Raw genomic sequence first — 20,665 nt, 5'->3', positions numbered from 1 at the left:
CCTCCCTCCGGACGCCAGTCCACTGGGGGTGACGTATTCGACAACCTAACCCGCAAGTCCGCTTGCAACACAAGCCTTCGCACCTCTCGGATCAGGCCGCTTGACGCATCAAGCCGCCGGACGCTCTGTGCCTGGCAAGGAAATCTCACATGTCCCAAATGGAATCTTTCGCCGCCCTCTTCGAGGAATCGCTGCAGAAGTCGAACATGCGCGCCGGCGAGGTCATCTCGGCTGAAGTCGTCCGCATCGAGCACAACTTCGTGGTCGTCAACGCCGGCCTGAAGTCCGAAGCCTACGTGCCCGTCGACGAATTCAAGAACGACCAGGGCGAAGTCGAAGTCCAAGTCGGTGATTTCATCTCGGTGGCCATCGACGCCATCGAAAACGGCTACGGCGACACCATCCTGTCGCGCGACAAGGCCAAGCGCCTGGCCTCGTGGCTGTCGCTGGAAACCGCCCTGGAATCGGGCGATTTCGTGACCGGCACCGTCTCCGGCAAGGTCAAGGGCGGCCTGACCGTCCTGGTCAACGGCATCCGCGCCTTCCTGCCCGGCTCGCTGCTGGACACCCGCCCGGTGAAGGACATGAGCCCGTTCGAGGGCAAGACCATGGAGTTCAAGGTCATCAAGCTGGACCGCAAGCGCAACAACGTTGTGCTGTCGCGTCGCGCGGTGGTCGAGGCTTCGATGGGTGAAGAGCGCGCCAAGCTGCTGGAGACGCTGACCGAAGGCGCCATCGTCAACGGCGTGGTCAAGAACATCACCGAATACGGTGCGTTCGTGGACCTGGGCGGCATCGACGGCCTGCTGCACATCACCGACATGGCCTGGCGCCGTGTCCGTCACCCGAGCGAAGTGGTGACGGTGGGTCAAGAGCTGACCGCCAAGGTCCTGAAGTTCGACGCCGAGAAGAACCGCGTCTCGCTGGGCCTGAAGCAGCTGGGCGACGACCCGTGGTTCGGCGTGTCGCGCCGCTACCCGGCCAACACCCGCCTGTTCGGCAAGGTCACGAACATCGCCGACTACGGCGCGTTCGTCGAGATCGAACCGGGCATCGAAGGCTTGGTGCACGTCTCCGAAATGGACTGGACCAACAAGAACGTGGCTCCTTCCAAGGTCGTCTCGCTGGGCGACGAAGTGGAAGTCATGGTCCTGGAGATCGACGAAGACAAGCGTCGCATCTCGCTGGGCATGAAGCAGTGCCGCGCCAACCCGTGGGAAGAGTTCGCCGAGAACGTCAAGCGCGGCGACCGCGTCAAGGGCCCGATCAAGTCGATCACCGACTTCGGCGTGTTCGTGGGCCTGGCCCAGGGCATCGACGGCCTGGTGCACCTGTCCGACCTGTCGTGGAACGAGCCGGGTGAAACCGCCGTCCGCAACTACAAGAAGGGTCAGGAAGTCGAAGCCATCGTGCTGGCCGTGGACGTCGAGCGCGAGCGCATCTCGCTGGGCATCAAGCAGCTGGACGGCGATCCGTTCTCGACCTTCGTCTCGGTCAACGACCGTGGCATGACCGTCACCGGCAAGGTCAAGACCGTCGACGCCCGTGGCGCCGAGATCGACCTGGGCGAGGACGTCACCGGCTACCTGCGCGCTTCGGAAATTGCCCGCGACCGCGTGGAAGATGCCCGCAACGTGCTGAAGGAAGGCGACGAAGTCTCCGCCGTGATCATCAACGTCGACCGCAAGTCGCGCAGCATCCAGCTGTCGATCAAGGCCAAGGACAACGCCGACGAGCAGCAAGCCATGCAGCGTCTGTCGCAGTCGAACGAGCGTGAGAACGCCGGCACGACCAGCCTGGGCGCCCTGCTGCGCGCCAAGCTGGACAACCAGAACAACGGCTGATCTTCTTGACCGTCTCGGGCGAAGCGCATCGCGCGGCGCCCGGGGCTCAAGAGAATCCCTTGTTCTGGTCGGGGACGGGCTGAGTTAGCCTGCCCCCGCAGACACGCGAAACCGCACCGACAGGCTCGCTCCGCAGCGAGCCTGTCTCTTTTCAGATGCCCACGACCATGACCCGATCCGACCTGGTGGCCCACTTGTCCGAGCGTTTCACCCAGCTCACGCAGCGAGACACCGAGTTCGCGGTCAAGACCATCCTGGACGCGATGTCCGACGCGCTGGCCCGTGGCCACCGCATCGAGATCCGCGGCTTCGGCAGTTTCTCGATCAACCGTCGCCCGCCCCGCACCGGTCGCAATCCGCGCAGCGGCGAGCAGGTCCTGATCCCCGAGAAGCTCGTGCCCCATTTCAAGAGCCCGGCAAGGCCCTGCGCGAAGCGGTCGATGCCCAGTTGCCCGTCCTGGACGACGAGGCGGCCTGATCCCCCTCCCCCGCGTCCCCGCACCGGGACAGGCGCCGAAGGCCCTGTCCGATGCCCGGGACTTCCCCTGCCCGAGCTTCCCCGAACCGGCCGTTCGTCACGCCTAGAATCGCGCCCATGCGAATCCTGGTCTGGCTCTTCCGCGCCTTCCTGTTCTTCTGCCTGTTCGCCTTCGCGCTGAACAACAGCCAGGAGGTCGTCGTGCACTGGTTCTTCGGCCAGGCCTGGCGGTCTCCGCTGGTGATCGTGGTGCTGCTGACGTTCGCGCTCGGCTGCGCCTTCGGCGTGCTGGCGATGGTGCCCGCGTGGTGGCGCCACAAGCGCGCCGCGGCCCGCTCGCTCCCGCCGGCGGACGATCTCCCCCCTCCCGCCGCTCCCGACCCCAAGATCCCCGATGGAATTTGATCTCAGCTGGCTGCTGATCGGCGTCCCCCTCGTCTTCGGCCTGGGTTGGCTCGCGTCCAAGCTGGACTCGCGCCAATGGAAACGCGAGCAGCGCGACGCCCCGCGCGCCTACTTCAAGGGCCTCAACCTGCTGCTCAACGAGCAGCAGGACAAGGCCATCGACGCCTTCATCGAGGCGGTACAGGCCGACCCCGACACCTCCGAGCTGCACTTCGCGCTGGGCAACCTGTTCCGCCGCCGTGGCGAGTACGAGCGCGCCGTGCGCGTGCACCAGCACCTGCTCTCGCGCGGTGACCTGCCCAAGAGCGAGCGCGACCGCGCGCAGTACGCGCTGGCGCAGGACTTCTTCAAGGCCGGCCTGTTCGATCGCGCCGAATCCGCCTACGAGGCCCTCAAGGGCACGGCCTTCGACCACGACGCCGCGCTGGCGTTGCTGTCGCTGTACGAGCGCTCCCGCGAGTGGGCCAAGGCGGCCGAGGTCTCCGAGCAGTTGGAGGCCAGCGGCACCGGCAGCTTCGCCGGCCGCATCGCCAACTACTGGTGCGAGCTGGCGCTGGAGGCGCAGGCCCATCAGGACGAGGCCGGCGCTCGCCGCTGGCTGGACCAGGCCCGCGAGCGCGCCCCGCAGTCCGCGCGCGCCTACGTGCTGACCGGCCAGATGCTGGCCCGCCAGGGCGATCAGGCCGCGGCGATGGCCGCCTATGGCGAGCTGCTCAAGGCCAATCCCGACGCCTTCAACCTGGTGGCCCGCGAGTACGCCCAGGCCGCGCAGGCCACCGGCACGGTGCCCCAGGCGCTGTCGCTGATCGAGGCCCAGTACCGCCGCCATCCCAGCATGGCCCTGCTGCTGGCGATCGCCCTGCTGGAGCCTGCGCCCGAGGCGCAACGCCGCCGCCTGGCCGAGCACCTGCGCGTCGAGCCGGCGTTGTCCGCCGCCACGCAGCTGTTGCAGCAGAGCCAGGCGCGCCAGCAGCCGCTCAACGACGACGAGGCCCAACTCGTCGGCACGGCGCTGCAACGCGCCGTGCGGCCGCTGCAGCGCTACCGCTGCGCCGCCTGCGGCTTCGAGTCGCAGCACTACTTCTGGCAATGTCCCGGCTGCCTGAGCTGGGACAGCTATCCCCCGCGTCACGTCGAAGAGCTCTGAAGCCGTCCCGATGAACACTCCGATGAGCTCCGCCCCCGCCTCGTCCACGACCCCGCCGCCCGCCGGCGAGCGCGTCATCCTCTGCATGAAGTGGGGGACCAAGTACGGTCCCGAGTACGTCAACCGCCTGTACGCGATGGTGCGCCGCCATCTGCGCGGCGAGTTCCGCTTCGTCTGCCTGACCGACCGCAGCGAGGGCATCCGCTCGGAAGTCCAGTGCCTGCCCATTCCGCCACTGGCCCTGCCCGAGGGCAGCCCGGACCGCGGCTGGCAGAAGCTGACCACCTTCGAGGCCGACCTGCACGGCCTGCGCGGCACCGCGCTGTTCCTGGACCTGGACGTGGTCATCGTCGACGACATGACGCCGTTCTTCGAGGTGCCGGGCGAGTTCCTGATCATTCACGACTGGAAGCGTCCCTGGCGCATCACCGGCAACTCCTCGGTCTACCGCTTCACGCTGGGCGCGCACGCCGACGTGCTGGCCAAGTTCCGGCGGGAGTTCGAGTCCATCCGCCACGAGTTCCGCAACGAGCAGGCCTATCTCTCCGACGAGATCCATCGCAAGGGCCAGCTGCAGTACTGGGACGACAGCTGGTGCGCGAGCTTCAAGTACCACTGCATCCCGCGCTGGCCGCTGAACTACGTGAAAGCGCCCTTCATCCCCAAGGGCGCGCGCATCCTGATCTTCCACGGCGTCATGAACCCGCCGGACGCGCTGGAAGGCCGCAGCAACGGCAACTGGCGCCGCCCGCTGCGGGCTCCCTGGATCGCCGATCACTGGCACGAATGAACGCCGATGCCCAGCCGGCGCGCGCGCGCATCCTGCATGTCGTGACCGGTGGATTCTCCGGTGCGACCCAGGTCGCGCTGGATCTCGTCCGCGCGGGTGCCGACGGTGGACGTTTCGACGTGATGCTCGCGCTACGGCGCAAGCGACACACGCCGATGGACCGCGTCGCGCAACTGCGCGAAGAAGGCCTTCAGGTCGCCCTGGTGCCTGGCTGGAGCCATGTCGCGACCGTCATGGCGCTGCGCGCGTTGTGCCGGCGCTGGCAACCCGACCTTCTTGTCGCCCACGGCTTCCCCGAACATCTGCTCGCACGCTGGGCTGGTCTCTGGGCCGGCGTGCCGCATCTCGTGCACGTCGAGCACAACTCGCGCGAACGCTACAGCCGTTGGCGACTCTGGCAGGCGCGCCGTCTGGCGGTGCGCAGCGACGCCATCGTGGGCTGCTCCGACGGCGTTCGTGAGAGCTTGCTCAACCTGGGCATGCCCGCCGCCCGTACCATCGCGATCCCGAATGGCATCCGGATCGCTCCGTTCGAGGCGGCGACGGCCCACCCCTTCGCATCCCGTGTTCCAGGCTTGGTCATGGCCGCGCGCTTCGCCGGCCAGAAGGATCATCTGACCTTGCTACGCGGGCTGGCCCTGCTGCGTGATCGCCATGGCATGACGCCGCCCTTGCTGCTCGCCGGCGGCGGCAGCGCACGCCATCGCGATGCGGCGGTGCGGCTCTGCCAGGAACTCGGGTTGCAGGGACAGGTCCAGTTCCTCGGCCACTGCGCCACCTTGCCGCAACTGCTGATGACCCATCGCTTCGCCGTGCTCAGCACCCACTACGAAGGAATGCCGCTTTCGCTGGTCGAAGGCATGGCCGCCGGTTGCGCGGTGCTGGGCAGTGACGTGCCGGGCGTGCGCGAGATGCTGCGCGACGGCGACACGGGCCGTCTGGTTCCCCATGAAGACCCAGGCGCCTGGGCTGAGGGGCTTGCTGCACTCCTGCGCGACACCGACGGCGCCGCCGCCATGGCTGAGCGTGGCCGGGTCGAGGCCACTTCACGCTTCCGGCACGATCAGATGCTGGCTGCCTACGAGAGCCTTTTCGAGCGATTGATCGCTACTGAACGTTCCCCGTCCATCGCTGCCTCCGGGCGCTGACCCATGTCCGAGACATTCCCGCCCGTCTTCCTCATCAATCTGCCGCGCGACGAGCAACGTCTTGCCGTGATGCGTGAACAACTCTGCGCTCTGGCAATGCCCTTCGAATGGGTCCAGGCCGTGTACGGCAAGGACCTGCCCCCCGCGGATCGCGAAGCGCTGTATGACGCGGAGAAGAACGCGGTGGACTATCCGCTGCCGATGTCGCCGGGGGAGATCGGCTGTTATGCGAGCCATCAGGAAGTCTGGCGTCGCGTGGCCACGGCCGGCGAGCGCGGTCAGCCCTTCTCGCTGGTGCTGGAGGACGACGTCGACCTCTTGCCGGCGCTGCCCGACGTGCTGCGCGCAGTGGCGGCGATGCCTGAGCGCTGGGACATGATCAAGCTGGTAGGGCGGGACAACGAGAAACTCTGGCAACGCTGGCCATTGCCCGCACCCGCTATCGGGACCGACCTTGTCCGCTATCGACGCGCACCCAGCCTGACCGGCGCCTACTTGCTCAGCGCGACGGGCGCGCGCAAGCTGTTGCGCCGACACGCGCGCTTCCATCGCCCCGTGGACGTGGATCTGCGTCACTGGTGGCTGTCGGGCCTGCGGCTCTACGGACTGTCACCCTATCCCATCGGACTGGGCGAAGAATCTTTCGTGTCCTCGATCGGTACGCGCGAGACGGCCTCCTTCCTCGGCCGCCGCTGGCGCAAGGCGCGCGGACAATGGCGCTACAACCTGTGCAACGCGTGGTTCAACCGGGCGCTCGAAGCGGCCGGGGACCCCTTCCCTGAACTCACCCACGGCGGACGCCCATGACCACTGAATACCTCATCGTCGGCGCCGGCTTCGCCGGTTCCGTCTGCGCCCGCGTGCTGGCCGACGCCGGCCACACGGTCCATCTGATCGACAAGCGCCCGCACATCGGCGGCAACGCCTACGACGAGCGCGACGCCCACGGCGTGCTGATCCACCCCTACGGACCGCACATCTTCCACACGAACGCGAAGAAGGTCTTCGAGTTCCTGTCCCGCTTCACCACGTGGCGCTTCTACGAGCACCGCGTGCTGGCCAAGGTCGGCGAGCAGCTGCTGCCCATCCCCATCAACCGCACCACGATCAACTCGCTGTACGGCCTGAGCCTGACCGAGGACGAGGTGCAGGGCTATCTGGAGACGGTGCGCGAACCCCGCGATCCGATCCAGACCAGCGAGGACGTGGTGCTGAACTCCGTCGGCCGCGACCTGTGCGAAAAGTTCTTCCGCGGCTACACCCGCAAGCAGTGGGGGCTGGACCTGTCGCAGCTGTCGGCCGGCGTCGCCGCGCGCATCCCGACGCGCAGCAATGACGACGACCGCTACTTCGCCGACACCCTGCAGTTCATGCCGGCCGACGGCTACACCGCGATGTTCGAGCGCATGCTGGACCACCCGGCCATCACCGTCCGCACCGGCGTGGACTTCAAGGACGTGCGCGGCGACTTCGCGGGCGCGCACATCATCTACTCCGGCCCGATCGACGCCTTCTTCGATCACTGCCACGGCCCGCTGCCCTACCGCAGCCTGCGCTTCGACCACCAGCACCTGGCCGACACCGCGCAGTTCCAGCCGGTGGGCACGGTCAACTACCCGAACGATCACGACTTCACCCGCATCACCGAGTTCAAGCACCTGACCGGCGAGACCCACGCGGGCACGTCCATCGTGCGCGAGTTCCCGCAGGACGAGGGCGACCCGTACTACCCGGTCCCCCGGCCCGAGAACGAGGCGCTGTACAAGAAGTACGCCGAGATGGCCGAGCGCACCGAGGGCGTGACCTTCGTCGGCCGGCTGGCGCAGTACCGCTACTACAACATGGACCAGATCGTCGCGGCCGCGCTGAAGACGGCGCAGGAGCTGGTCGACGGAGCGGCCCGGGGCTGAGGCAGGCCTCGAGCGCCCAGACCACGCACGACCCATGAGCGAGACCGACTACACCGGCGACGAGCCCCTGAAGCTCACCGCCAAGCGCCTGTGGCGCTTCATGAAACCGCACCGCTGGGGGCTGATGCTCTCGGTGGTGGCCTTCGTGCTGGTCGCGGCGACCGAGCCGCTGATCCCCAAGCTGCTGGGTTACGCGCTCGGCGAGGGCTTCCAGTCCAAGAGCGCCAGCGCCTCCTCGTCGCTGCCCGCGCTGGGCGGCGAGGCCACGCTCCCGGCCGCCACGACCTCGACGGCCGCGGCCGCGGCATCGGCCGCGGAGGCCCCTGCCGCTTCGGCCGCGTCCGGCACGGCGCGGACCGCCGCCACGGCCTCGATCGCCGGCGCCTCCGCCTCGACGGCCGCCACGCCGGCGGCGAGCGCCGCCGCGGCCGCGCCGGCCAAGCCGACCGTCGAGTACTCCTTCCCGGTGTGGATGGTGCCCATCGTGCTGATCGGCCTGTTCGGGCTGCGCGGGCTGTTCAGCTTCTGCGGCCAGTACATGCTGAACTGGACCATCTCCCGCACGGTGATGGACATCCGCGCCGCGCTGCTGCAGGTGCTGCTGAAGGCCGACGCCCGCGTCTACACCAGCCTGCAGCCGGCCACCGCCGTGACCAAGGTCGTCAACGATCCGCAGCAGGTGGTGACGCTGATCGCCGGCGCGCTGGTGACCGTGCTGCGCGACGGCCTGCCGGCGCTCGCGTTGATGGGCTACCTGTTCGTGCTGAACTGGCAGCTGACGCTGCTGTCGATGATCACGGTGCCGGGCCTGGCCTTCGTGGTCCGCAAGGTCAACAAGCGGGTGCGCAAGATGGGCTCGTGGGCCTATGACGCGCAGTTGCGTCTGGTGTCGGTGGTCGAGGACGTGACCCGAGCCTGGCGCGTCGTGCGCAGCTTCGACGCCGCCGACTACGAGCGCAAGCGCTTCGCCGAGCGCGCCCGCGAGGTCCAGCGCAGCGCGCTGAAGACCGCGGCGGCCAACGCGATGGCCCAGCCGCTGTCGCAGCTGATGGCCAGCGTCGGCATCTCCATCATCGTCAGCCTGGCGCTGCTGCAGTCGCGGCAGAACCAGACCGGCGTGGGCGAATTCGCCTCCTTCGTCACCGCGCTGCTGTTCATGAGCTCGCGGCTGCGCCACCTGAGCGACGTGATGCAGCCCATCACCAACGCGCTGGTCGTGGCGCGCGGCTGCATGGGCATGCTGGACACGCCGGCCGAGCCCGACACCGGCACCAAGGAACTGCACGGCGCGCGCGGCGACATCGCGCTGGAACGCGTCACCCTGCGCTATCCGGGCGCGAGCCGCGACGCGCTGGCGGCGCTGGACATGCGCATCCCGGCGGGCCGCACGACGGCGCTGGTGGGCAGCTCGGGCGCGGGCAAGACCTCGGTGGTCAACCTGCTGATGGGCTTCGAGCGTCCGGACGGCGGTCGCATCACGCTGGACGGCGTGGCCATCGACGAGCTGACGAAGGCCAACCTGCGCCGCCAGTTCGCGGTCGTGTCGCAGGACATCGTGCTGTTCGACGCCTCGGTGGCGGACAACATCGCCTACGCGCAGGAGCGCGACGACGCCAAGCTCGAGCAGGTGCTGCGCGCCGCGGCGCTGTGGGACTTCGTGCAGTCGCTGCCCGAGGGACTGGACAGCAGCATCGGCGCCAACGGCAGCAAGCTGTCGGGCGGTCAGCGCCAGCGTCTGGCGATCGCGCGGGCGCTCTACAAGGACGCGCCGGTGTGGATCTTCGACGAGGCGACGTCGGCGCTGGACACCGAGAGCGAGCGCGCCGTGCAACAGGCGCTGGAGCACTGGCAGGGTCGCAAGACGCTGATCGTGATCGCGCACCGGCTGTCCACGATCCGTCGCGCGGACTGCATCCAGGTGCTGGCCGATGGTCAGGTGGTCGAGAGCGGCAACCACGATGAGCTCATGGCGCGCGATGGGGCGTACGCGGGGATGGTGAAGGTCCAGCACTGAGGCTTTCCCGCGCCCTGTTGTCCACCCTGACACAAAGTCGATAAGCGGACGACATAGCCACCGGGCTCAATGGCGGACATCCCCACCGGAGTCCGCCATGCAGCCCCCTCGCCACGCCTTCCCCGCCGACCACGACGACGACCACGACCAGGGCCTGGCCCACGACCTGCGTGTCATGCAGCAGCGCCGCCGCGCGCTGGGCCTGCTGGCCGGACTGGCCGGCATCGGCGGCCTGACCTTGGTGGGCTGCGGCGGTGGCGGCTCCGAGACCGGCACCAGCACGACGAGTTCCTCGAGCTCCGGCAGCACTTCGACGGGTACGACCACCACCGCCAGCTGCAGCGTGATCCCCGAGGAGACCGCCGGCCCCTACCCCGGCGACGGCTCCAACAGCAACGGCAGCGGCATCGCCAACGCCTTGTCCCTGAGCGGCATCGTCCGCTCGGACATCCGCGGCAGCATCGGCACCGCCAGCGGCACCGCGGGCGGCGTGCCGCTGACGCTGACGCTCAAGCTGGTGAACACCAGCAGCAGCTGCGCCGATCTGTCCGGCTACGCGATCTACCTGTGGCACTGCGACCGCGAGGGCCGCTACTCGCTGTACTCCTCGAGCATCATCAACGAGAACTACCTGCGCGGCGTGCAGAGCACCGGCAGCGACGGCACGGTCACCTTCACCACCATCTTCCCGGGCTGCTACGACGGCCGCATGCCCCACATGCACTTCGAGGTCTACCGCACCGCGACGGCCGCGACCTCCTACGCCAACAAGATCAAGACCTCGCAGATCGCCTTCCCGACGGATGTCTGCACCACGGTCTACACCAGCGCCACCGGCTACGCGAGCAGCCTGACCAACTTCAACCGCATCAGCTTCGCCACCGACAACGTCTTCAGCGACGGCTACACCACCCAGTTGGCGACGCTCAGCGGCAGCGTCAGCGCGGGCTACACCGCGACGCTGACGGTCGGCATCGCCGCCTGAGCGTCACGCGGGCGCGACCCGTGGGGCCACCCGGCCGCCATCGGGCGCCGCCTGAGCGCCGGCCGGAGGACACGGCCCACGCGCCCCTCGCGATCGATCGCGAACGACCACCGGACTTTTTGAGGACACGAGGATGAAGGACGAAGCCCTGCGCGCCTGGGGCGGCGAGAGCGATCGCAACGGATGGAAGCGCCTGGGCGGCTCCGGCGGCCTGATGGGCGAGCCCGCCGACGCGATCCTGCCCGCGACGCTGACCGTGCTGCCCGGCCCCGCCGCGCGGACCTCGGACGAGGTCGCGATCCCCGCCCCGCCCTGGCCGCTGTCGTCGCCGGCCGCGGCGATGCCGCGTCCTCACGCGCGTGCGAACGCGGCGGCCTCCGACGGTGACGGTCGTGTATCGTCCGAGCCTGGGTCCGGCGCTCGGCCGGTCCCGGTCGTGGAGGAGCGCATGACGCGGTGTCTGGTGGTCGATGACGATGCGGGGATCCGCGATTCCCTGCAGGACTATCTGCACAAGTTCGGGGTGACCGTGAGCACGGCGGCCGACGGTCGCGAGATGCGCCGCCTCATGACCACGCAGGTCTTCGACGTGGTGGTGCTGGACCTGATGCTGCCCGACGAGAACGGCCTGTCCCTGTGCCAGTGGATCCAGCAGCACCACGCCAGCGTGCCGGTGATCATGCTGACCGCTCACGGCGACCCGATCAGCCGCGTGCTCGGCCTGGAGATGGGCGCCGACGACTACCTCTCCAAACCCTTCGAACCCCGCGAGCTGGTGGCCCGCATCCACGCGATCCGCCGCCGCGCGCGCCGCGGCGAGAGCGAGTCCCAGACGCGGCGCGAGTTCCGCTTCGAGGGCTGGGCCTTCGACCGGCTGCTGCGTCAGCTGGTGTCGCCGCAGCAGGTGGTGGTCCCCCTGTCCAGCGCCGAGTTCCGCATGCTGAGCGCATTGGTCGAGCGCCCCGGCCGCGTGCTCAGCCGCGAGCAGCTGATCGAGCTCACCCGCGCGCCCGGCGTCGAGGTCAACGATCGCAGCGTGGACCTGACGATCTCGCGGCTGCGGCAGAAGCTGGGCGACTCGCCCAAGGAGCCGCGCCTGATCCGCACCATGCGCGGCGAGGGCTACCTCTTCGACGCCCAGGTGCAGAGCTGATGAGCGCTGGCGATCGCGCGCGACCCGCGAGCACTTCCGGCGCCACGGGCACCGCGAGCGCCTCGTCCGGGAAATCCGCCTCGGGCGCCGCGCCGGGCGGCCTCAAGCGCGCCTGGCGCCGGCTGGGCGATGTCGTGGGACGCGTGCTCGGCGACACGCTGGCGCGGCGCATCTTCCTGACGATGTGGATCACGCTGGTGGCGGCGCAGGCGCTGGCCATCACCGTCGTGACCTGGCATCGCGACGACTTCCAGGTCGCGCACATGCCGACCGCGCCGACGCTGCCGCCCATGCCCGGCATGATGAATCGCCCCGGCCCCGGTCCGGGCGCCTTCCGCGGTCCAGGCCCGGGCCCGGGCCCCCACGCGGCCAGCGACGCCGGCGGATTCCCCGGTCCCTCCGAGATGAGCGACCCGCGCGAGATGCGCGATCTCCGGGACATGCGCGACGTGACCCTGCCCGGCGACATGACCGGTGGCGGCATGGTCGGTCCCGACTTCCGCGCGATGCGCGAGCGCGATCAGCAGGCCCGGGGACCCGGGCCGTTCCGCGGGCTCAGCACCAAGGAGCTGCTGCTGGACTACGGCATCCGGCTGCTGGTCACCGGCCTGGCCGCCTGGCTGGCCTCGCGCTGGCTGGCGCGACCGATGCGCGAGCTGGCGCGAGCCTCGCAGTCGCTGGGGCAGACCCTGCATCAGCAGGACAAGCTGCCGCTGCTGGACGAGCGCGCCGGCACGCTGGAGGTGCGCGAGACCGCGCGCGTCTTCAACGCGATGGCGCGCCAGTTGCGACGCCAGTTCAACGAGCGCGGCCTGATGGTGGCCGCGATCTCCCATGACCTGCGCACGCCGCTGACCCGCCTGCGCATGCGGCTGGAGACGCTGGACATCGACGCGTTGCAGCGCGAGCGCTCGGTCGAGGACATCCACGAGATGAATGCGCTGGTGGACGCGGTGATGGAGCTCTTCCGCGGCGACGGCCCGGCCGGCGCCGAGCCGCAGCAGGACGTCGACCTGCACGCGCTGGCGCAGGCGATGACCGACGACCTGCTCGAGCAGGGCCAGCCGGTGTTCTTCCAGGACCCGGGCGAGCCGGTGCTGGCCAGGGCCCAGCCGATGGCGCTGCGGCGCGTGGTGGGCAACCTGGTCGGGAACGCGCTGCGCTACGGTGGCCGCGCCGAGGTCAGCGTGGGCCGCGACACGGACGGCGCCTGGCTGCGCGTCGCGGACCGGGGGCCCGGCATCCCCGAGGCCCAGCTCGAGGCCGTCTTCGAGCCCTTCTTCCGGCTGGAGGACTCGCGCAACCGCCACACGGGCGGCGCGGGCCTCGGGCTCTACATCGCGCGGGAGCTCACGCTCAAGCAGCACGGCACGCTGACGCTGTCCAACCGACCCGAGGGCGGGCTGCTGGCGGAGTTGCGGCTCGGCGCCTGATCGCCGCCGCACGGCGCGGACCTCCTCGATGCGACGCCACGCTCATGCCACCGTGCACGTGGGCGAGACCTGGCCCCGATGCGCGCCAAGCTGAGGCGGTCCTCACGGGGCCCATGGTCTACTTGGCGGCTTGACCTCTCCCCGCCGATCTCCCTCGATGCCGCCGAGCCGCTCGCCCTCCCGTCCCTCGCCCTTGCCGCTGCGCGTGCTGCTCACGGTCCTGAAGACACTGCTCGTCGTGCTCCTGATGGCGGCGTTGCTCGCGGCCTGGTCCGTGCTGATCGAGCCCCGCTGGGTCGCGCGCCGCGACATCGCCGTGCAGGTGCCCGACTGGCGCGGACCGGCCGGGCTGAAAGTGGCGGTGGCCTCGGACTGGCACATCGGCCACGAGGCGCTCAAGCGCGTGATGACGATCCCGAGGGCCAACGCCATCGTCGACGAGATCAACGCCGCGCAGCCCGACGTGATCCTGCTGCCGGGCGATTTCATGTCCGGCCGTGGCGAGGACGGCACCACGCCGGAGCAGATCGCCGCGGTCCTCGGTCGGTTAAAGGCCAGGTACGGCGTCTACGCGGTGCTCGGCAATCACGACTGGTGGACCCATGGCGGCCGCTTCAACAAGTCGCTGCGCGCGGCGGGCATCACGGTGCTGCTCAACCAGGCGGTGCCGCTGCCGGGCACGCCGCTGTGGGTGGTGGGCATCGGTGACCGCGTGACCGCGCACGATCTGCCGCGGATCGCCGCGCAGCAGCTGCCCGCGGGCGCGCAGGCGCTGGTGCTGATGCACGATCCCGCCAGCGCGCGCGAGCTGCCGGCCATCCCCGGCCTGACGGTGGCCGGTCACACGCACGGCGGTCAGGTGTGGATTCCCTTCTACGGTTCCGCGGTGGCGCCGCATGGCTGGCCGCACGACCAGACGCACGGCTGGGTCGACGTGGGCCGCCAGCACGTCTACATCACCAACGGCCTGGGCGTGAGCATCTATCCGGTGCGCTTCAACATGCGGCCGGAGTGGGTGATGTTCACGATGGACGCGGCGCCTCGCTGAGGGGCGCGGACACCCGTACGTCGAGGCGTCGCTCCTCCGATCCCGGCCTGCGATGGGCGATGCGGCGGATCAGCAGGTCCTCGACGCCCACGTGGATGACCATCCGCGCGCGATGCTGAAGCCCGGTGATCCGGTGGCACCACACGTCGTCGATCAGCTGCGGCGAACGCAACCGGGGCCGCTTGAGCTCGCGGAAGGACCATCCCGTCACCTCGGGGAACAGCAGGCCGGCGATCGTGTGCGCCGCCCCGTAGGACGTACCCGTGGCACCGGCGATCGCCAGATTGAAATCGGGTTCGACCTGGGTGCTGACGTCGCCGTCCGACGCCCGCCTGTCCAGGTAGGCCTCGCCGCCACGTCGGCCCACGACAAAGCGGGTCACCATGTGCCGGAGCGGCCTGTAGGGATGCGGGCGGTCGAAGGTGAATCGGAAATCCCCGGAGGCCTCATAGGCCGTCTCGAAGACGATCACGTGGTCGCGCCCCCGACGCCGGGCTGTGACGAAGCCGCGGTCCGAGTAGTCCGGCAAGGCGCGATAGCGCGCCATCACGGCATCCATCAGTTCACGAGCGCTGGCGTAGCTGGGCATGCGGCGATCCTCCTGGCGCGACGCTGACCGCCGCGCGCGCAGCATAGCGCGACACGATTCCCGCCTCACACCGTCGGCGTCGCACCTCCGTCGATGCGGATCGTCGTCCCGGTCACGAAGTCGCTGAGCGGGCTGGCGAGGTAGACCGCGGCAGCGGCGATGTCGCGCGGCTGGCCGGAGCGGTCGACGGTCTGGCGCACGACGTGCTTCAAGACGAAGTCGCGTCCCTGGTCACGGTCCTCGGTGCCGAACTCGCGGCGCGCCGTCTCGAGGAACCACTCGTCCAGCTGCGGCGTGTAGATCAGGCCCGGCATGATGCCGTTCGAGGTCACGCCCGTGCCCGCCAGGCCCTTGGACAGGCTCAACGTCAGGTTGTTCAGCGCGGCCTTCGCGGCGCCGTAGCCAGGGAACTGCGCGTGCGGCGAGATCGCGTTACGCGACGAGATCTGGATGATCCGGCCCCAGCCGCGCTCGCGCATCGCGGGGACCAGCGCGCGGATCAGGCGCACCGGCGCGAGCGTGTTGTTCTCGAAGTTCTGCTGCCACTCGTCCAAGGGCGTGTCGAACCAGTCCGGCCGCGCCACGTTGGCGGAACCGCCGACGTTGTTGACCAGGATGTCGATGCCGTCGAAGGCGCGCGTCGCCTCGACGATCACGCGCTCCGCGTCCTCGGCCGATGTCAGGTCGCCGAGCACGGCCACCGCCTGCCCGCCCCGCGTGGCGATCTCGTCGACCACCGCCTGCGCCCGGCGCGTGTCACGTCCATGGACGACGACCCGCGCGCCCTCGGCGGCCAGCATCCTGGCGATCTCCGCGCCGATGCCGGAACTGCTCCCCGTGACCAGCGCGCGGCGCCCTTTCAACTGCATGTCCATCTGTCGTTGCTCCTGATGCAAGAGCCGTCAGCGTACGGATGCGTCGGGGTCGGAACAATCCGCGCGCGGCGCGATGCGTCATCCCGAAAATCGGGGCAATGCGCGGGCGATTGCCACGATCACCAGGGCGATTGCCGCCGATGGCGCGCGACAGCCGCCACCCGCTTTCAGCGACAGACCGTCGGACGCGTCGTGTCGCCTCCGCGATCGGCGCATCGAAAGTGACACTATTTGTCCTCGCCTGACAAAACCTGACCCCCAGCGGCGATCGCGCACCTTCGTCGATAACTCTTTGGAGTTAGGTTCATCACTCGACGCCTCCCGTGTCTGTGACTTTGCAGGCGTTCCTGCAACCAATCGCAACCGGCACGTTAACTGCTTGAAATGCGCGAAGTCCACCCGGGCTCCGCGATCGCACGCGCCCTGGTGTCCCGTTCCATCGGACCTGCAAGGGCGCCATGCGCAGCAACGTTTCCTCGACTGATCACGAGTCGGCCAGTTCTTCCTCGACCCCGCTCCTCGCGCATTTGCTGAGGACGGCCGTCGCCCTCGGCGTCGCCGGCACGCTCGCCGCATGCGGCGGCGGTGGTGGCGCCGCCGACTCGGGCGGCACGCCGCCGTCGTCGAGCACGCCTCCCGCGTCCTCGCCCGCCTCGTCGCCGGCCTCCTCGCCGGTCGGCACCGACCCCGAGCCCGAACTGCCGCCCGCCACCGGCGTGTCGACCCCGGTGCTGCCCACGGGCGGCGATGCCGCGGCGCCCTCGCTGCCGCCTTCGCTGCAACTGCCCGCCGGCCTGGACGTGAGCAGGCCCGGCGTGGCCGTCCCGGTGGTCAAGGCCACGTCCAGCGCGACCGAGAACAACGCCAACGGCCCCGAGAAGGCGGTCGACGGCAACCTGACGACGCGCTGGTCCAGCGCGCAGGACGACAAGGCCTGGATCCAGTTCGACTTCGGCGCCAAGACGCCGCTGGGCTACATGAAGCTGGTCTGGGAGAACGCCTACGGCAAGGAGTACGCGCTGCAGGTCTCCGACGACGGCCAGACCTGGTATCAGCTGCGCTACGTCGCCGGCGGCCAGGGCGGCACCGAGGAGTTCTTCAACCTGAACGCGAACGCGCGCTACCTGCGCCTGCAGGGCGTGGCCCGCGCAACGCAGTACGGCTACTCGCTGTTCGAGGTGAGCTTCACCTCCCCCGGCAGCGACAACACGCTGCCCACGCTCGCCACCTCGGCCCTGCCCTACCCGGCCGCGGGCAGCACGGTGGTCACGCCGGCCGCGCCGGCCACGCTGGAACAGGTGCAGTTCTCGCTGCCGGACGGCACGCTGGTGACGCGCTTCGGCTTCGTCGGCCGCTCGCGCCACGCGCGCGAGCGCGGCGAGGACTGGGCCGAGATCGGCTACGGCGTCAACGCCACCGTCGACGCCAACGGCAAGCCGCAGGACAAGGGCCCCGGCGCCTACCTGAACTTCATCGCCAACTACTTCAAGAACCGCACCTGGGGCGTCGAGTTCATCGACAACAGCCGCGTCGCGGGCGTCACCAAGCCCCGCATCATCGTCAACCAGTACTACCAGCAGGCCCAGCGCGGCGGCGGCCAGTCCTTCTTCCGCCGCTTCGACGATCCGGGCGTGACCGGCTACGGCTGGATGTCCCCGGGCCAACTGCTGGACAGCACCACCTACACCGACGGCTTCAAGGACCTGACCTCCTGCCCCATCGTGGCCAAGCCGCCCGAGGGCGCGCTGCGCCGCCCCGACAGCGGCTATGCCGGCGTGATCGGCGCGAACGACGGCTGCTCCGTGGTGCTGGACAACGTGCCCGGCCACCAGGACATCGCCGCCGACGCCAACGGCGTGCTGGTGCCCAACGGCGTGAACGTGCCGTCGCGCAACCTCAAAGTCGGCGACGCCATCGAGTTCACCGGATCGTTCTTCGCCAGCCGCGCGTCGATGGACGCCATCGGCGACAGCGGCAACTTCCGCTACTACACCAACGAGGTCACCTACGTCGTGGGCAGCGGGCTGCGCCCCTGGTATGGCGTGCAGCCACGCCTGCTGAACGCGCCGCTGCCGGTGGAGACGCTGCAGGGCGGCACGGGCTCGATCTCGTACGACTACGCGGACAACGCGACCTTCATGTTCCAGCAGCCCAACACGCAGATCGGGATGCAGAACATGCAGCGCTTCGTCGAGGGCCGCCGCTGGTTCCACACCAACATGTGGACGGGCGATCACAACGAGGCGGGCAACGACCGCAACACCGCCGCGGTGAAGCTGCAGGGACCGCGCTTCAACCAGACCAACTGCTTCGGCTGCCACATCAACAACGGCCGCAGCCTGGCGCCCCAGGTGATCAACCAGCGCCTGGACACCATGGCCGTGCGCACCGGCGCGGTGGGCAGCGACGGCAAGCAGCTGCCCGATCCGGTCTATGGCCTGGCGGTGCAGATGAACGCGCGCTCCGCCACCACCGGCGCGGCGCAGGACTGGGGCAACAGCGTGCGCGTGGCCGGCTTCGAGACCCGGAGCGTGACGCTGTCCGACGGCACGGTGGTGACGCTGAGCAAGCCCAAGGTCCGCTTCGACGGTCCGACGCCGGCGGTCTTCTCGCTGCGCAGCGCGCAACCGGTGATCGGCATGGGCCTGCTGGAGGCGATCTCCGACGCCGACATCCTGTCCCGCGTGCGCGGCACGCCGGACGAGGACGGCGTGAAGGGCCAGGCCAACCTGGTCTACGACCCGGACAGCGGCAGCGTGCGCGTCGGCCGCTACGGCTGGAAGGCCGCCAAGGTCAGCCTGCGCCACCAGACCGCCAACGCGCTGCTGCTGGACATGTCGGTGACCTCGCCGGTCTACCCGAACCGCGACTGCCTGGCCGGTCCGGCCAAGTGCAACCGCGGCAAGGTGGAAGCGGGCATCAGCGAGGACGACCTGCAGCTGCTCTCGCGCTACGTGGCGCAGCTGGGCGTGCCGGCGCAGCGCAGCCTCACCAGCGGCTTCCCCAAGGGCGTGACGCCGCTGCCCTACCTGGACGTGAACCCGACCCAGATCGCGGCCGGCGCCAAGCTGTTCGCGTCCATGCGTTGCACGGCCTGCCATGTGGCGGACATGAAGACCGGCGCGTCCACCGAGCTGGCCGAGATGCGCAACCAGAGCATCAAGCCCTACACCGACCTGCTGCTGCACGACATGGGCAGCGAGCTGGCCGACAACCTCGCGGAGGCGCAGGCCAGCGGCAGCCAGTGGCGCACCTCGCCGCTGTGGGGCATCGGCTACACCGAGTCCGTCGCGGGTCCCGGGGTGCGTGTCGGCTATCTGCACGACGGCCGCGCCCGCAACCTGACCGAGGCCATCGTCTGGCACGGCGGCGAGGCGGCGGCCAGCCGCCAGCGCTTCGTGAACCTGAGCGCGGCGGACCGGGCGGCCTTGCTGGCCTTCCTCAACTCGCTGTGAGGACGGACCGGGCGGGCGGACAGCGGTGAGGGCCTGGGAAGGCGTGACGGACAATCCGCCTTCTCATGCGACACGACGCCCTGCCCATCTGCTCGACTCCCACCAGGCACGCTCGCGCGCCATCGAGCCCCCGCCCGAAGACGGGTCGGACCGGGTCGCCCAGATCCGCGCCGCGGCGCCCGGCCGGGGCGCCAAGGTCATGCGCTGCGAGCGCCTGGACGGCGGCGAGCTCGGTATGCAACTGAGCCGCGTCCGCGCCATCTCCTTCGACCTGGACGACACGCTCTGGCCGTTCATGCCCTGCGTGGTGCGCGCCGAGGCGGCGCTCACCGACTGGCTGCGCACGCATGCGCCCGGCACGAGGGCGCTGCTCGCCAGCCCGACCGCGCTGCGCGACTACCGGGCCCGCGTGGACCACACGCATCCGGAGCTCCACCTCGACTTCAGCGCGCTGCGCCGCGCGTCCATCCGCGCGATGTTGTCGGACGCGGGCGAGGACCTCGCGCTCGTCGAGCCCGCCTTCGAGGTCTTCTTCGAGCAGCGCCTGACGGTGACGCTCTATCCCGACGTGCTGCCGGCCCTGACGCGCCTGAGCGCGCGCTATCCGCTGGTGGGCTTGTCCAACGGCAACGGCTGCGTCCATCGGGCGGGTGTCGCTCACCTGCTCAAGGGCAGCCTGAGCGCCGCGACGCTGGGCGTGGCGAAACCGCAAGCGCAAGCCTTCCATGCCGCCGCGGCGCTCGCGGACGTGCCGCCGTCGGCGCTGCTGCATGTCGGTGACGACTGGCGGCTGGATGTGCTCGGCGCGATCGGTGCTGGCGCGCAGGCGGCCTGGGTCATGCGGGAGCCGGGCGAAACGCCCGCCGAGGCAGGCACGACCCCGCATGCCGCGGTCAGCGACCTCACCGCCTTGTGCGCGTTGCTGGCCGTCTGATCCGCTGATCGCCGTCGACACGTCCTTTCGTGAAGCGGTTGCGCAGGGCGAGACCGCTCGCCAGCACCAGGTTCTTGACCCCGAGGATGGTGTAGACCCAGGCCTTCTGCCAGCGCGTCCGGACGACGAAGACATGGAGATGCCAGCTCGACCGCTTGCGCGCGGATCGGCCGCTGTGGATCAGCATGAACGCCTCGGGGTCCCCGACCGCCGTCTGGGCAAGGCGCTGCGCCTCGATCAGGAAGAAGGCCATCAGGTCCACCTTCGCGGCGTCGCCGATCTCGTCGCCAGGCTCCTTGCCGACCTCTGAGCAGAGCACGAAGCAGTGCCTCAGCCAGGGCAGCCGATAGCTCACCAGGACGCAGCCACGTTCTCGGTAGCCTGGAGGCTCGGACAACTGTCGATCGAACATGAGGCGGGACACGCGATGTTTCTCCAGGACGCTTGGGCGCGGCGC

Annotated in this window: 17 protein-coding genes and 1 pseudogene; 15 read left to right on the top strand and 3 right to left on the bottom strand. The window is 69.6% G+C overall.

Annotated features, from left to right (window positions below; all coding sequences use genetic code 11):
* The first annotated feature begins 158 nt into the window (after window positions 1-158).
* The 13 genes and pseudogenes from rpsA (at window position 159) to MCHT01_RS05730 (ending at window position 14,355) form a co-directional block, all read left to right on the top strand.
* Window positions 159-1,844 carry a 30S ribosomal protein S1 gene (gene rpsA / locus MCHT01_RS05785; protein ID WP_067063579.1) on the top strand — a complete coding sequence of 562 codons (1,686 nt, stop codon included), beginning with the start codon at window positions 159-161 and terminating at the stop codon, window positions 1,842-1,844.
* Window positions 1,845-2,011: 167 nt separating this feature from the next.
* Window positions 2,012-2,322: pseudogene (locus tag MCHT01_RS25490) on the top strand (integration host factor subunit beta).
* 117 nt (window positions 2,323-2,439) lie between these two features.
* Complete coding sequence (locus MCHT01_RS05780; RefSeq protein WP_067063577.1) at window positions 2,440-2,727, top strand: LapA family protein; 288 nt, start codon at window positions 2,440-2,442, stop codon at window positions 2,725-2,727.
* A complete protein-coding gene (lapB, locus tag MCHT01_RS05775; RefSeq protein WP_067063574.1) occupies window positions 2,717-3,874 on the top strand; it encodes a lipopolysaccharide assembly protein LapB in 1,158 nt (385 codons plus the stop codon). The genes MCHT01_RS05780 and lapB overlap by 11 nt, the downstream gene beginning before the upstream one ends.
* 10 nt (window positions 3,875-3,884) lie before the next feature.
* On the top strand, window positions 3,885-4,664 hold the full coding sequence (locus MCHT01_RS05770) for a glycosyltransferase (RefSeq protein WP_084451979.1): 780 nt from the start codon (window positions 3,885-3,887) through the stop codon (window positions 4,662-4,664).
* Complete coding sequence (locus MCHT01_RS05765) at window positions 4,661-5,812, top strand: glycosyltransferase (protein WP_067063572.1); 1,152 nt, start codon at window positions 4,661-4,663, stop codon at window positions 5,810-5,812. Before MCHT01_RS05770 ends, MCHT01_RS05765 begins: the two co-directional genes overlap by 4 nt.
* 3 nt (window positions 5,813-5,815) lie before the next feature.
* A complete protein-coding gene (locus MCHT01_RS05760) occupies window positions 5,816-6,619 on the top strand; it encodes a glycosyltransferase family 25 protein (protein ID WP_084451977.1) in 804 nt (267 codons plus the stop codon).
* Window positions 6,616-7,722, top strand: a complete 1,107-nt coding sequence (gene glf, locus MCHT01_RS05755; protein WP_067063566.1) for a UDP-galactopyranose mutase — start codon at window positions 6,616-6,618, stop codon at window positions 7,720-7,722. Before MCHT01_RS05760 ends, glf begins: the two co-directional genes overlap by 4 nt.
* Before the next feature lie 34 nt (window positions 7,723-7,756).
* The gene (locus MCHT01_RS05750) at window positions 7,757-9,736 is read left to right on the top strand and encodes an ABC transporter transmembrane domain-containing protein (RefSeq protein ID WP_067063564.1); all 1,980 of its coding nucleotides are present in this window, start codon (window positions 7,757-7,759) and stop codon (window positions 9,734-9,736) included.
* A gap of 97 nt (window positions 9,737-9,833) precedes the next feature.
* Window positions 9,834-10,721, top strand: a complete 888-nt coding sequence (locus MCHT01_RS05745) for a dioxygenase family protein (RefSeq protein WP_067063561.1) — start codon at window positions 9,834-9,836, stop codon at window positions 10,719-10,721.
* A gap of 133 nt (window positions 10,722-10,854) precedes the next feature.
* The gene (locus MCHT01_RS05740; RefSeq protein ID WP_245643172.1) at window positions 10,855-11,874 is read left to right on the top strand and encodes a response regulator; all 1,020 of its coding nucleotides are present in this window, start codon (window positions 10,855-10,857) and stop codon (window positions 11,872-11,874) included.
* Entirely contained in the window at window positions 11,874-13,307 is a 1,434-nt protein-coding gene (locus MCHT01_RS05735; RefSeq protein ID WP_067063560.1) for an ATP-binding protein, read from the top strand. The genes MCHT01_RS05740 and MCHT01_RS05735 overlap by 1 nt, the downstream gene beginning before the upstream one ends.
* 157 nt (window positions 13,308-13,464) lie before the next feature.
* Window positions 13,465-14,355, top strand: a complete 891-nt coding sequence (locus tag MCHT01_RS05730; protein WP_084451975.1) for a metallophosphoesterase — start codon at window positions 13,465-13,467, stop codon at window positions 14,353-14,355.
* On the opposite strand, the gene MCHT01_RS05725 is transcribed toward MCHT01_RS05730, so the two are convergent.
* Together MCHT01_RS05725 and MCHT01_RS05720 are read right to left on the bottom strand one after the other, a co-directional pair.
* Window positions 14,330-14,944, bottom strand: coding sequence for a hypothetical protein (locus tag MCHT01_RS05725; protein ID WP_067063557.1), 615 nt, complete (start codon window positions 14,942-14,944; stop codon window positions 14,330-14,332). The two genes, MCHT01_RS05730 and MCHT01_RS05725, sit on opposite strands and share 26 nt — an antisense overlap.
* Before the next feature lie 65 nt (window positions 14,945-15,009).
* Window positions 15,010-15,819, bottom strand: coding sequence for an SDR family NAD(P)-dependent oxidoreductase (locus tag MCHT01_RS05720; protein WP_067063555.1), 810 nt, complete (start codon window positions 15,817-15,819; stop codon window positions 15,010-15,012).
* A gap of 458 nt (window positions 15,820-16,277) precedes the next feature.
* On the opposite strand from MCHT01_RS05720, the gene MCHT01_RS05715 reads away from it, so the two are divergent.
* Together MCHT01_RS05715 and MCHT01_RS05710 are read left to right on the top strand one after the other, a co-directional pair.
* Window positions 16,278-19,274, top strand: a complete 2,997-nt coding sequence (locus tag MCHT01_RS05715; protein ID WP_084451973.1) for a di-heme oxidoredictase family protein — start codon at window positions 16,278-16,280, stop codon at window positions 19,272-19,274.
* A gap of 199 nt (window positions 19,275-19,473) precedes the next feature.
* Window positions 19,474-20,208 (top strand): HAD family hydrolase, encoded by a 735-nt coding sequence (locus MCHT01_RS05710; RefSeq protein ID WP_067063552.1) that lies wholly within the window; start codon window positions 19,474-19,476, stop codon window positions 20,206-20,208.
* Here MCHT01_RS05710 and MCHT01_RS05705 read toward each other — a convergent pair.
* Window positions 20,177-20,620, bottom strand: a complete 444-nt coding sequence (locus MCHT01_RS05705) for a hypothetical protein (protein ID WP_067063550.1) — start codon at window positions 20,618-20,620, stop codon at window positions 20,177-20,179. The two genes, MCHT01_RS05710 and MCHT01_RS05705, sit on opposite strands and share 32 nt — an antisense overlap.
* Between the last annotated feature and the right edge of the window lie 45 nt (window positions 20,621-20,665).

It is taken from the genome of Mitsuaria chitosanitabida ATCC BAA-476 = NBRC 102408 (assembly GCF_001598255.1).
GTDB classification, from domain to species: domain Bacteria; phylum Pseudomonadota; class Gammaproteobacteria; order Burkholderiales; family Burkholderiaceae_C; genus Roseateles; species Roseateles chitosanitabidus.
Note: the sequence above shows the minus strand (reverse complement) of the source record. Positions and strands in the feature narration are given on the sequence as shown.

Bases quoted from the DNA above. Each gene is read 5' to 3' on its own strand.
- rpsA (WP_067063579.1), top strand. From the start codon at position 159: ATGGAATCTTTCGCCGCCCTCTTCGAGGAATCGCTGCAGAAGTCGAAC.
- MCHT01_RS05780 (WP_067063577.1), top strand. From the start codon at position 2,440: ATGCGAATCCTGGTCTGGCTCTTCCGCGCCTTCCTGTTCTTCTGCCTG.
- lapB (WP_067063574.1), top strand. From the start codon at position 2,717: ATGGAATTTGATCTCAGCTGGCTGCTGATCGGCGTCCCCCTCGTCTTC.
- MCHT01_RS05770 (WP_084451979.1), top strand. From the start codon at position 3,885: ATGAACACTCCGATGAGCTCCGCCCCCGCCTCGTCCACGACCCCGCCG.
- MCHT01_RS05765 (WP_067063572.1), top strand. From the start codon at position 4,661: ATGAACGCCGATGCCCAGCCGGCGCGCGCGCGCATCCTGCATGTCGTG.
- MCHT01_RS05760 (WP_084451977.1), top strand. From the start codon at position 5,816: ATGTCCGAGACATTCCCGCCCGTCTTCCTCATCAATCTGCCGCGCGAC.
- glf (WP_067063566.1), top strand. From the start codon at position 6,616: ATGACCACTGAATACCTCATCGTCGGCGCCGGCTTCGCCGGTTCCGTC.
- MCHT01_RS05750 (WP_067063564.1), top strand. From the start codon at position 7,757: ATGAGCGAGACCGACTACACCGGCGACGAGCCCCTGAAGCTCACCGCC.
- MCHT01_RS05745 (WP_067063561.1), top strand. From the start codon at position 9,834: ATGCAGCCCCCTCGCCACGCCTTCCCCGCCGACCACGACGACGACCAC.
- MCHT01_RS05740 (WP_245643172.1), top strand. From the start codon at position 10,855: ATGAAGGACGAAGCCCTGCGCGCCTGGGGCGGCGAGAGCGATCGCAAC.
- MCHT01_RS05735 (WP_067063560.1), top strand. From the start codon at position 11,874: ATGAGCGCTGGCGATCGCGCGCGACCCGCGAGCACTTCCGGCGCCACG.
- MCHT01_RS05730 (WP_084451975.1), top strand. From the start codon at position 13,465: ATGCCGCCGAGCCGCTCGCCCTCCCGTCCCTCGCCCTTGCCGCTGCGC.
- MCHT01_RS05725 (WP_067063557.1), bottom strand. From the start codon at position 14,944: ATGCCCAGCTACGCCAGCGCTCGTGAACTGATGGATGCCGTGATGGCG.
- MCHT01_RS05720 (WP_067063555.1), bottom strand. From the start codon at position 15,819: ATGGACATGCAGTTGAAAGGGCGCCGCGCGCTGGTCACGGGGAGCAGT.
- MCHT01_RS05715 (WP_084451973.1), top strand. From the start codon at position 16,278: ATGCGCAGCAACGTTTCCTCGACTGATCACGAGTCGGCCAGTTCTTCC.
- MCHT01_RS05710 (WP_067063552.1), top strand. From the start codon at position 19,474: ATGCGCTGCGAGCGCCTGGACGGCGGCGAGCTCGGTATGCAACTGAGC.
- MCHT01_RS05705 (WP_067063550.1), bottom strand. From the start codon at position 20,620: ATGTTCGATCGACAGTTGTCCGAGCCTCCAGGCTACCGAGAACGTGGC.